Origin of the sequence: Chitinophaga sp. W2I13, from assembly GCF_050434005.1 — a bacterium.
Classification (GTDB): domain Bacteria; phylum Bacteroidota; class Bacteroidia; order Chitinophagales; family Chitinophagaceae; genus Chitinophaga.
Map to the genome: position 1 here is coordinate 6,259,255 of NZ_JBNPWD010000001.1, position 12,269 is coordinate 6,271,523.

Annotated in this window: 8 protein-coding genes; 3 read left to right on the forward strand and 5 right to left on the reverse strand. The window is 48.0% G+C overall.

What is annotated here, in order from left to right; all coding sequences use genetic code 11:
* The first annotated feature begins 72 nt into the window (after nt 1-72).
* The gene (locus QFZ48_RS25570) at nt 73-1,209 is read left to right on the forward strand and encodes a redoxin domain-containing protein (RefSeq protein ID WP_429064393.1); all 1,137 of its coding nucleotides are present in this window, start codon (nt 73-75) and stop codon (nt 1,207-1,209) included.
* A 15-nt stretch (nt 1,210-1,224) separates the two neighbouring features.
* On the opposite strand, the gene QFZ48_RS25575 is transcribed toward QFZ48_RS25570, so the two are convergent.
* From QFZ48_RS25575 to QFZ48_RS25585, 3 genes are all read right to left on the reverse strand, one after another.
* The gene (locus tag QFZ48_RS25575; protein ID WP_429064396.1) at nt 1,225-4,359 is read right to left on the reverse strand and encodes an AsmA family protein; all 3,135 of its coding nucleotides are present in this window, start codon (nt 4,357-4,359) and stop codon (nt 1,225-1,227) included.
* Nucleotides 4,360-4,552: 193 nt separating this feature from the next.
* Nucleotides 4,553-5,887: an ankyrin repeat domain-containing protein gene (locus QFZ48_RS25580; protein WP_429048367.1), complete on the reverse strand. Its 1,335-nt coding sequence runs from the start codon at nt 5,885-5,887 to the stop codon at nt 4,553-4,555.
* Between the two features lie 10 nt (nt 5,888-5,897).
* On the reverse strand, nt 5,898-7,088 hold the full coding sequence (locus QFZ48_RS25585; RefSeq protein ID WP_429064399.1) for a hypothetical protein: 1,191 nt from the start codon (nt 7,086-7,088) through the stop codon (nt 5,898-5,900).
* A gap of 171 nt (nt 7,089-7,259) precedes the next feature.
* Here QFZ48_RS25585 and QFZ48_RS25590 point away from each other — a divergent pair, with 171 nt between their 5' ends.
* A complete protein-coding gene (locus tag QFZ48_RS25590) occupies nt 7,260-8,030 on the forward strand; it encodes a carboxypeptidase-like regulatory domain-containing protein (protein WP_370910722.1) in 771 nt (256 codons plus the stop codon).
* 42 nt (nt 8,031-8,072) lie between these two features.
* Here the strand turns inward: QFZ48_RS25590 and QFZ48_RS25595 are convergent, their stop codons facing one another.
* Together QFZ48_RS25595 and QFZ48_RS25600 are read right to left on the reverse strand one after the other, a co-directional pair.
* Nucleotides 8,073-10,358 carry a glycosyl hydrolase family 95 catalytic domain-containing protein gene (locus QFZ48_RS25595; RefSeq protein ID WP_429064402.1) on the reverse strand — a complete coding sequence of 762 codons (2,286 nt, stop codon included), beginning with the start codon at nt 10,356-10,358 and terminating at the stop codon, nt 8,073-8,075.
* Nucleotides 10,359-10,475: 117 nt separating this feature from the next.
* Nucleotides 10,476-10,901, reverse strand: a complete 426-nt coding sequence (locus QFZ48_RS25600) for an acyl-CoA thioesterase (protein WP_370910724.1) — start codon at nt 10,899-10,901, stop codon at nt 10,476-10,478.
* An 87-nt stretch (nt 10,902-10,988) separates the two neighbouring features.
* On the opposite strand from QFZ48_RS25600, the gene QFZ48_RS25605 reads away from it, so the two are divergent.
* Nucleotides 10,989-12,263, forward strand: a complete 1,275-nt coding sequence (locus tag QFZ48_RS25605) for a hypothetical protein (RefSeq protein ID WP_429048362.1) — start codon at nt 10,989-10,991, stop codon at nt 12,261-12,263.
* Nucleotides 12,264-12,269 lie beyond the last annotated feature (6 nt).

The window sequence follows — 12,269 nt, forward strand, 5'->3', positions numbered from 1 at the left end:
AGCGATTGTCAACTATATTTTCCAACCGGATAACATTGCTACCGGTTACCCATAAACGTTAAAATGAATCCTATGCGTACATTATTATTGCTTACTTTTTTATTTCCGCTGTCACTCCTGGCCCAGGACCACTTTGAACTGAAAGGAAAGGTAGATAGTTTGCATAATGGCGATAAAATTTATCTTGTTTACCAGATAGAGGACCAGCGGATAACAGATTCCGCCATGGTAACAGATGGCCGGTTTGTTTTCAGGGGAAAACTGGAATACCCTGTTTATTCCGGGTTATTCCTCCGCAAAAATCCCTATGTGGAACAAATGGGAAGAGGTGAGCAAATAGACTACGTGCGCTTATACCTGGAGCCCGCGGTCTTTAACGTGGAAGCAAAGGATTCACTGAAAAACATCGTGATCAAAAACTCGCCTGTCAACGATCAGCAGGCCGTGCTCCGGTCGATGTTGAAAAAAAATGATGAGCAGTTTTCCGCTTTGCAGAAGGAATTTACAGCGATGCCGGAAGCACAGCAGAAGGATAAAAAAGTATACGATGCTTTCATGGCACGCGAAAGCCAGCTGCTTAAAGAGTCGTATGAGGTTTACCTGGAGTTTGCCCAAAAGTATCCAACATCTTATCTCAGCGTGGTGAGTCTCGTCCAGGCCGCCGCCCATCCGGGAATGGCAGCGGCAGCAGGGAAGGCGTATGAACGCCTGCCCGCTCATCTGAAAAATTCACCGCTCGGAAAAAGGATCCCGGTCTTAATTGCCTCAAGGGCAAATACAGAAATGGGCAAGGTGGCGCCCGACTTTACACAACAATCTCCCGATGGCAAAGCAGTAAAGCTTTCTTCATTCAGGGGCAGCTATGTACTGCTCGATTTCTGGGCCAGCTGGTGTGGTCCCTGCCGGAAAGAAAACCCCAATGTGCTGAAAGCCTACAATAAATATAAAGAGAAAGGTTTCACCGTATTGGGCGTATCGCTCGATATGCCCGGCCAGAAGGACGCCTGGCTGAAAGCCATTGACAACGATCAGCTAACCTGGCCACAGGTATCGGACCTCAAAGGCTGGGATAACGAAGTGGCGCAGCAGTATGGGATCCGCGGTATCCCTGCTAATTTCCTCATTGATCCCAACGGAAAAATCATCGCACAAAATCTCCGGGAAGAGCATCTCCAGGAAGAATTGGCAAAAATCTTTAAAGAGAAATAAACAGGTACCGGAAAATCAATTTTGTACCTCGTCAGGATCCGCCGTTTCGTCCAGGTTATCTTTTTCGGAACCCCTGCGCAGCTGTACTTTTGGATTACCCTGTGTACCGGTAACGTTGAAGGGTATGCCAAAAATGCCAAATGGCGGCAGCCCCAGGCGGCCTTTCAGGTTCAGTTTTCCATCAAGACTAACCTGTCCCTCGAAACGCGGGCGGAAGCCGGCAACCCGCATTTTTGTCCTGGCAATGGTGATGATATTATTTTTGATAGACGACTTAATATCTACTTTAGAGAGATCAGGATCTTTCACCTCATCCTTGCCGGTAGAGCTGCTCACGGCATTGAATAATTTAAAGCCTTTCATCTTTATTTTCTTTACAGACAGCACGCCTTCTCCTTTCAGGGAAGGGTATACCGGGTGCATGTTTTCATCAAGCTTACCGCTAAGCTGGTAGTCGAGTCCCACCATGCCGCTGGCGCTGGAAGCAGAGGAGGCGATGTCATGAAAGATCTTTATTTCGTTATAGGCCCGTTTTATATCAAACTCTTTTGCGCTGATGTGATAATCGAACGTAGCTTTCTTAGGCTGAATACTTACATAGGTGGCTTCCATTTCAACGGGCGCACCAATAACAGAGAAGCCGGTTTTACTGAGGCGTACTTTGTTACTGTCTACATTAAGTTGTCCGCGGAAGCTGTCGATGGCAATGCCCTGGAAGTTTATTTTATTCACGGCTGCATTCAGCGCCAGCGATAGGTTGCCGGGCACCATGATAACGCCGGTGGAAGTAGTGGTGGGATTAGCGCTGGTTTTGGTGTCGCCGTTCACTATCAGTTCATCCACCAGGATGTAATTGCTTTTCAGGTCGAACGTGCCGTGCAGCGTTTGATTTTTCGATATTGCATAGCCTATTACGTTGCTGAGGAATCCGTTCAGCGTAATAGCCGATTTGCCATAGCTGGCATTGAACTGATCGAACCACATTTTATCCTGGTGGAAACGGAAAACGCCGTTTTTAATATGGAATGGCAGCGGGAACAATTCAGCTGTTAGTATAATATTCTTCACTACCAGCGAGCCTTTATTATTCAATTTGCCGTATCTGCCGGCGATGGCGTCGCTTTGTGTGCCACGAAGCGAGAGGTCAGTTTTTATAAAGCCCTGCACGTCGTAGCCCTGCAGTGCAAACACCTTGTATATTTTACCAAGGTCGATGATCCCATTGGACGTAATGTTATACCGGAGATCATCGAAGTTATTGAGATCCGCTTTCAGCATGAAGGGTTGTCCTTCAAACTCAAAGGCCACTGGTTTAAGATCTACCTCCAGGGAACGCATGGTGCCGGTGGTATTGGTAATGGTGGCATCCACATTTATTTTCTCAACCGGGTGGGGATAATACTTCGTTTGTACGGTACCGTTATTCATGGCCAGTTTGGCGGTAGTAACCGGGAACAGTCGTTTGGCGGGCACGTAGCTGCCTTTGGTAACGATGTTGACATTCAGATCGCCGGTTACGTCGAGACTGTCCATTTTATAGAATTGCTTGATATCGCCGAGGTGTAATACGGATGCAAGCTGTGCATCCACTACCGGTTCCTGTGCATTGTGAAGCCGGAAGAAGCCTTTGATATAGTTGCTCAGCATCTCTGCGTTGATATCGGCAATGTTGAGGTACGTATGTGCGTAGTCGTTATCCGGGCAGCCGGCGTCTACATTAAAGCTGATATTATTAAGCGCCTGCGGCATGGACGTAAATTTGAAGTAGCCATTCCGCAGGTTGGACTTTAGGCTGAATGCCGGGATGCTGGTAATCACGGTATCTGCCTGCTTCCGGAGGCCGCGGTATACAACGCCTTTGGCATATTTGCCGTCGGCCTGCAGGTGTGCCTGCAGCCTGCCTTTCATATCAAAGGACTGGCCGCCTGTGGCTTTGTTCCATTTTTCCAGGTCAATGTCAGTATTCAGCTTTATGTGAATGTCAGGAGTGGCAAGCCCTTGTATACGGATCACAGAGCTGAAATAATCTTTATCAATGTTAAAGAAGATAGAATCCACATTGATATAAAGGCTGTCCAGGTTGAGCTGTGGCAACCTCGACTGGAAATTGAGGAAGAGGTTCTTTATCGGTGCAGGGGCTTTGTCGTTTGTAATGACGCCTTCCCGTACTTTCATGTTAAAGGTTACACCGGGCATGGTGTTGGTTTCGGCGATGTATTGCCCGATCAGGCTGGCATTCACATCAGCTGTTCCCTGTATGTCTGTTTTATCCATCCAGGTAACATATTCCGCGGGTAATGCACTGAAAATAGCATGCAGGCTGGATTCCATTGAACTCAGACGGAAGTCCATCCGGTAGCCGTTCTTCAGGAATCCGAAAGAGCCGTTCAACCGTACCGGCAGCTCATTCAGTTTCAGGTCATTCTTTTCAAAAATCAGGTCCAGGGAATTGGTGTTGATCTTGGTGATCAGTTCCCCGTTTAATTTCTTCGACAGGATATAGGAAGTGCCGGCATAGGTAAGATCAAAGGCCCCGATACGTACCCGTGAGTGCAGGTCGAACTGCGCTTTGCTCAGATCGCCTTTACCGGTATAGTTCACATCTTTGGCCTGGATGTACATGGGCAGCGACCGGTCATCATAAATGATGTTGCAGTTTTCCAGTTGTATGCGTTCTATTTTAAGGGACGCACTGCCGCTGTCTGCCTGGCTGGCAGCGCTGGCCGGCGCCGATTTGTACACATTATAGTTGGGATGCCCTTCCGCATCCGTCAATACGTGAATATCGCCACGGGTCAGGTAAATTTCATCGATGTTGATGGCGCTGGAAAAGATGCTGGCCAGGTTTACACCAAGGGCCACTTCGTTCGCAGCTATCAGTGTGTCCTGTTTAAAAGGAGCGGCGCCCTTCAGGCTGAAATCGTAGAGCGTGAGCGTCAGCGAGGGGAAGTGATTGAAAAACGACAGCCGTGCCCGGGAGAAGTTCAGATCCCCGGTAATACTGTTATTGGTCCAGGTTTTTATCTTATTGGAAATGGCCGTTGGGAAAAGAACGGGCAGCAAAAACAATAAAAGAAAGATGGCAGCAATTGATATTGAAATAATTTTCAATGTCTTGATAGCTGTTTTTTTTACGATAGCATTGCGCATAGCATTCCGGATATATAGAGGTTATTATCTATATGCGCAATCCCCCATTGTCCTGTATAGGAGAAAGAATATTATACCCAACAACCTCATATGGTTACGGGCTAAAGATAGTTATTTTTTATGAGCCCGCTTGAATTGGGCGATAGTGCGGAAACAAATCGGCGCTCCTTGGTGAGGGAGCGCCGGAATGGAATTATCCTTTTAATATCTTCGCTTTCTCCTCATCAAATTCTGCGGCCGAAAGAATGCCGGCATCCAGCAGTTCTTTGAGATCGAGCAAAGCTTGTTTTTTATCTGCCATGCTTTTTCCTGCAGGCGCTTCCGCTACAGGTACTTCGTTTTTCACTTCTTTTGCCTGGGGCGAATTATAGCTGAGCAGCAGCGCGGCAATTTCGTTGTATCCCTTGATGGATGCATAGTCAATGGCCTTTTGCTCTTTGGTATTGACCACCGATACATCTGCCTGTTGTTCCAGCAGGTATTTTACGATATCCTTTTTACCATTGGAGGCGGCGTAATGCAGCGCTGTATTTCCCGATTCATCCTGGATATTTACATGGGCGCCGCGTTCCAGCAACAGCTTCACCATGCTGAGATGGCCGTTCTTAGCGGCTACATGTAACAGGCTTTCGCCACCGTAGCTGTAGGTGTGATTGAGCGTAAAGGCACTGTCCATAGAAAGACTGGAAGCGCTTTCCACCCAATCCAGGTAAGTGTTCATACTGGCGGTGTCTGCGGAAAGCGGCTGACTGAAATTAACATCAATGCCCTTATCGAGGAACAGGGTGACGATCTCTTTCTGATTATTGGCGCAGGCGTACCATATCGGGGACAAACCATTTTTCGACGTGATCAGCACATCCGCGCCGTGCTGTACCAGCAGGTTGGTGAGTGCCCGGTTGGTATCATAACAGGCAATCAGCAGCGCCGATTCCCCCGCATGATTGGTATGATTTACGTTGGCATTATTTTGAATCAGGCAATCGGCCATTGCCAGGTTTTTGGAGCGCACTGCCACTATAAGGGGGCTATCGCCGGCTTTATTGGTGGTGTTCACATCCGCACCATGATCAATGAGGGTTTGCACCACTTCTTTATTGCGCCAGGCGGAAGCAATGAGTAAAGGCGTTTCGGCCTCGTTGTTTTCCAGGTCCACTGTAACGCCTTTTTCGAGCAATTTTTCTATCAGTTCCTTCTGACCGGTTTTAGCAGTCAGATGTAACAGGCTGTTTCCCTGGAGATCGTTGATATCTGTACGCGCGCCTTTTTCCAGCAGGAACAGCGCGGTTTGTTTTTGTTTTTGCAGACAGGAGAAGTAAAAAGGCGTTTCCCCGTTATGGTCTTCGTAGTCGAGATCTGCCCCGGCATCCAGCAATAGTTTTGCAATATCCAGGTATCCGTGATGTGCAGCGTAATGCAGCGCGGTCCTTCCTTTTTCATCGGTATAGGCAACATCTACTTCGTTATTGGCAAGTAAAATTTCGGCTATTTTACGTTTGCCACTTTCACAGGCAATTATAAAAGACATGGACATAGTACTACGCTTTATTTTTTAAAAGTAACTCTACTGTTTTTGATTTCAGGTTGTCCTGGCTGGCCAGGTCAATAGGTCGCTGATCAAGATCATTGGTAGCATTTACATCTGCTCCGTGTTCTATCAGCAGTTTTACTTTGCGGTAAAGTTGCCTGGCTGCTTCCTGCTCATAGTTTACGTTATAGGCGCACACTTTATGAAGGAGCGTGTTGCCTTCATCATCCCGCCGGTCCAGTTCTACTACACCTGTTTCCAGTATGGCCTCTAAAATATCTGCGGGGCGTTCCGCCACCCAGTCCAGTGCGGCTTTGTCTTTGGCGTAATAAGGAGAAGTCTGGTAAATATCTGCGCCATCACGGATCAGCGCTTTTAACAGCTGCACTTCAGATGGAGAACCCTGCCGGCGCATACGCATGGCGCCACTAAAAACGGTTTCCCCGTTTTTGTTGACAATATCGAAATCCACGGGGGCATATGCGGCCAGCTTTTCATATTTTTCCACACTGCATACCTGGTGTACAATGGCTGCATAGAAAGCCGTTTCATCGTCTTTTCCCGGCTGGTTCAGGTCAGCCCCGTTTTGCAGTAGTAGGTCGATATACTTTTCCTGCCATTTACTAATAGCCAGGTGCAGCGGCGTTTCTTTCACGATATTTCCTGCATTGGGATCCAATCCTTCTCCAATCAGGTACTCGAGGTAAACCACGCCTTTATCTTCTTTGATTGTATACTCCCGTACAATTTTATACAGGTAGTTTTGATCGTAATTATCTTTGTAATGAATATCACAGCCTGCTGCTACCAGTATTTTAATGTGTTCAATGGGAGCGGAGTTGTCGAAGGCAATGCTCAATAAGGTTTTATCCTGGAGCGCATCGTTGATATTATCCAGTTTCCCGGTGAAGGAAGTAAGAAAATCCAGGTCTGCCGGCTCAGTGCCCAGGTGCCTGAACAGGCTCGGGAAGATCGTCTCATCAAATTTTTCGTACTCGTAAATATCCGTTTCTATGATACGGTCTTTTACCAGTGCGTCGATCAGCTCAAAAGCTTTTGCCCTGATCAGGGTATCATAGATTTGTTTTTTGTCATAGGATGAAAGGTCTTTGGGTAATTTTTCACCTTGATCGATCCGTTCTTTTGCTGCTGACAGGTTGCCTCTTTTCAGTGCATCTGTCAGTGGGTTTACTTCGTACATAAGCCTGGTTTACTTTTTTTTGGGTCCTTTGGGTCAATTTTCCTGCCAAATATACGATAGGATTGGTAATAGCAAAGGGGTTTGACACCGGCATAATCAAAACATAGAAAATTGTTAATAATTGAGGCCACCCTTGCTTATGTTTCTATCCTGTCTTAGATTGAGATGGAAATGAGTAAATTTTTACAAAGGATATTTATATTGATAGTATTGGTCTCGCTTCACCTGGTGTCTGCCGGGCAGGTGCGGGTCCGTGGCACTGTATACGATCGTACGGCCCGTTTCGGTATGGCGGGCGTAAGTGTGATGAGCAACTCGGGAGCCGGCACGGTTACAGATTCCGCTGGTCATTACAGTATTATATTGCCGGCCAATGATTCTATCAGCTTTTCCTACCAGGGGAAAGCGACGATGAAGTTTGCTGTAAAAGAGATCCCGGTTAACCGCACTTTCGATATGAGCCTGCATGTAAGTATTCATTCATTACGGGAAGTGGAAGTATCTGCCGCACGGCCGCGCAGTTACGGGCAGGATTCGGCGGAGTTCCGCAACGAATACCGCAAAGTGTTCGACTATTCACCGGATTATCTTACCAGTGGCGGCAATGGAATGGGCGCCGGCATTAACCTGGACGCGCTTTTCAGCATGAAGAAAATTAAACGGATGGAGAACTTCCGGCGTTTCCTGGAACGCGAGGAACGGGAGAAATACATTGATCACCGCTTTAATAAAACACTGGTAAAGAAGATCACCGGGCTGGAATCACCGGCACTGGAGGTTTTTATGGTGGAATACAGACCCAGCTATGAACTGCTGCTGAGTTTTGAAACCGACTACCTGTACTATAAGTACCTGAAAGAGTGCGGTAAATATTTTTCCGAGAAATGGGAAATAGCACATCCGGTTAACAAGAGCCGCAGGAATAATATTCTTTTTCAATGACGGGCGACAACTAACACCGTTAGTTATCGCCCTGTAAGTATCTTATTCATATCCATTCTTCAGCACCAACACCGCTCCGGGAGTTGCCGTTAGGGAAAGGAATCCATCTCCCGGATTATTTATTACAAATCCTTTATTGCTGGCAGCAAAGAAAGTTTTAAACGGCAACTTTAAGCGGGTTTTTCCGCCTTTTTCCGCTACAATCTTTACTTCGTCCACCTGGCCGCCATCTTTTCTGGCACTTACCAGGAAAGCCCCTTCTGCGCGCAATTGCTCAAATGATACGTTCGTCCATGCGGCTGGTATGGCGGGCATGATCTCTATAAAGCCTGCATAGCTTTGCAGCAGCATCTCCTGTAATCCTGCGGCAAAGGCAAAATTACCTTCCAGCGTAAACGGCCGGTACTGGAATTTCGACAGTCCCGATTTTGTCTGATCGCCGTTCAGGTGGAAGCTGTTCACAGAACAGAAGGCCTGGGCAAAGGTCTGGAGGTCTTTTGCTGCTCCTGCGCCATTTTTTGCGCGTGCTTTAAGATTGCCCATCCAGGCATAGGAGTAGCCGCACCAGTAATCCGGCCCGATACTGTCCGCCAGGTGAATGGTGTTGTTGATGATCGCCTGCGCGTTCGCGCCATCTTCCCATTTGATCAGCCCCAGCGGGTGAATGGCCATCATGTGGGAGAAGTGGCGGTGTGACTGGTTATACGCCATGCTGGGGGCAAACATCAGTTCCTTGCCGGGAGAGAGGGCGAAGTCCCCAAATTGGGAAAGTATTTTGTTCCAGTGCGCGGCCTCGTCGCTCAATCCCAGCACCGTAGCCAGTTCCGCGGCTTTGCTGAAAGTGAATTTCATAAGAGCCAGGTCATAGTTGGTATTTTGCAGGAACCAGGCGTCCAGGCTATTATCATTTATTTCAGGGCTTGAGCTTATTTTCAGGGCACGGTGCCCGTTGCTGTCTTTGACTGTGATATTTTCCAGGAATGCGGCCGTATTTTTTATCCAGGGATACGCTTTTGTTTTCAGGAACTGCTTATCCATGCTGTAACGCCATTGCAGGTAATAGTGCTGGGCCAGCCACGACGACACGGTGGGGGAGAGCGAGTACTGGATCCATCCGCCCATTTCAGTACCATCCAGCGTGGTAACGCCTGGCACGGCTAAACCATCTGCATTGAAGTACATTTTTGTGTAGCGTTTATAATTGGCTTTGTTGGCTTCAAGGTGATTAATATATCCCATTGCTTCGTCGAGGTGGTTGGCGCTGTAAGAAGGCCAGTAACTGAGTTGGGTGTTGAGATCGTGGTGGTAGTCGCCTTTCCAGGGAGCAATGCGGCCGTTGTCGGCAGTCCATACGGCCTGCAGGGAAATGGGCGGCGCATTTTTTCTTGCGGCGGAGCCAAACTTATATTGTTCGAGGTACCATTGTTTTTCGAGTAAGGTGTCCGGCACATGAATAGCAGATTGCTGCCAGAAGTGTTGCCACCAGCCGGTATGCGCTGCCAGTTCCCCGTTGAAATTATTGCCGGCGGCTTTGGCCGTTAGTTTTGAAGCCGGTTCATTAACCGCTTTGCCGGGATATTGCGAGGAAATACTCCATACGCCTTCTATCGTAGTAGCGTTTATTTTTTTCCAGCGCACATTGATTTCATAGGTAAACCCGCCCCAGCCTTCCTGCTGATAGGTAATGCTGTTGCCGGTTTGCCGGATGCGGCCTTGTTTGTAGCCGAGCCGGGACAGGTCATCGCCGCCCACAGGATCGCCTGCATTTTTCACTGCACCCTGGTATTGCGGCGCCAGCAGCTGTGGCACGAAATCAGCGCTTACATTTTCAAAACGAAACCATCCCACCGGCTTTACAGCGGCTACAAAAGTTTTCATGCGCACGCCACCAGCCCAGGTTACTTCGCATAGCGCTGTAGACAGTGTAAGATGAACAGATTGCACGGCGCCCCAGTTCCGCGTATCAAATTCCAGTGCGCCGCCGGGTATTTTGGAAGGCGCGGCTTCCCGGTCGTAGGGTGCATCCAGGTATTCCTGTACGGGTTTGTAGTCTTTTTTATTGACCTGGTCTATCACCCACTGATAGCTGAACTCTTTGCGATGAAACCCTTTCATGGGCCGCATATCCCAGAGGTCGGCCCTGTCCAGCGATATTCTCAGGTGATCGTCTTTTTGCCAGACAAGCGCGCCCAGCCAACCATTGCCCAGGGGGATGGCTTCATCCCAGCGGGTGGCCAGCTGATTAAATTGCAGATCGTGTTGGGAAGATTGGCCCGCGCTGGTCAATGCCAGCAGGGAAAGCGACAGTGCCGCAAAGAGTTTGTTCATCTGTTCTGTTTAATAATAGAATGCTATAGCACAAACAATTTAATACTTTAAACTAAAAAAGCAAAGTGACCTTCGTCCCGAAAGCCGCTTTGCTTGTTATAGCTGCAGATGATAAGTTTACACTTCCGAGCTGTCGATCACCGGTGCGCCGGCTATCTTCTCCATCACCGATGGCGGTAAATACGGACGGCCTCCGGAAGCCGGAATACAGGTGCCTGTAAAAACCGCTTTCGTCATCACCTTCCCATTCAGGAGGATGGATTGTTTGAAATGCAGTCGCGGCCCGCCCGACGGATCGGCAAATAAAGTACAGGTAACCGTGAACTGATCTCCTTTTTTCAGGGATCTTAAAAACTGGATCTTGTAACCAGATAAAACCATATAAACACCATTCCTGGCCTGTTCCTCAAAATCAAAGCCCAGTATTTCCCTGATGTAGTCGTGGCGGCAATACTCCATATAGAAAGGATAATATAACCCATCCATAATATTCTGAACATCTATATGCTCTTCTTTTGCAACGTATTCCTTTGTGTATTCCATTATCTGTTTAAATTTGGTTATTTTACAACTGTGCATTCAACGCGCTGTTGCCCACCCAAAATAGTATTAAATTGTGAATCCTAAATAATGATGACCATATTGAAATTGAAATGCTTTATCACCATTGCGCTGTTAACTACCATCATCCACGCTGCCCATGCGCAAACCGATAAGTGGACCGGCATCTGGAAAGCGGCCCTTCATCCCTGGGGACTGCGAACACCCATCACCATGCAGCTGCATATTGGCGAGGCACAGCAAGGCGTGCTGTATCCGGCGGTGATCACTTTACAATACGGGGAGTTTACCGGTATTTATGAACTGCTGCTGGCAAAGAAAAACGACGGACAGTTGGGAATAGGCCGCAATAAATATCCATTAAAGGAAACGCCGTATAAACTCGGTATCTGGATGTGGTATCTCAATGGCACTTTGGATTACAAGGACAACAGTATTTCGCTGAGCCGCATGTGGATCAACAAAGCCAGTTTCTGGATGCGGGGATTAGATGAAGGCGATGAGATTTATGAACAATCCAAAGTGGCGCTGCGCGACTTCCTCTACCGCGGCGATTTTAAACTGACTAAAGCCGGGAATAAGCCATTGCCCGATTCCAGCCTGCAACGGATCATGCACCCCGAAACCAGCCAGATCTATTTCGGCATCTACGACAGTATTGTTGCAAAAGACAGCGAAATTCCCCTCGAAATAGAAGACCAGGAAAAGTATGATGAAGATACCATAACGCTGCTTCACAATGGAAACGTCATTTTCGCCAGGGAACAGATCAATGATCACAACCGTCACCTCAAAGCGCGGCTGGACACCGGCCGGAACTACTTTGTTCTTTTTGCAGATAACTATGGCGGGCTTCCGCCCAACACCGGCCGTATTCGTACTACCATTAACGGTAGACCCTACGGATTTGATTTCAGCGACCGCTCCAATGCCTGGGCAACTTTCCTGGTAGCAAACATCTACCGTTCTTCTGCTGATAATAATGTGGATACCATTACCAGTAATGTGATCAAAAGAACAGCGGTGCCGGTAGCTACTATACCGGTTCGCACGGCTGATATTATTTTGGAACTGAAAGATACCCGGATGGAGGACGGCGACAGCATTTCGCTGCGGTTAAACGGGCAGTGGGTGGTTACCGGCTTCCCGGTGAAGAAAGCCATACAGCAAATTGCTATCCGGCTGCAGCCGGGAGAGAATATATTATTGTTTACCGCCGACAACCTTGGATCTATTCCGCCTAATACCGCGGAGCTGCGCATACGTTTTGGAAAGGAATCAAAAACGCTGAACCTTAGTACCGATATGAAGAGGAATAACGAAATCCGGCTGGTGCTGGAGTAAATGCAA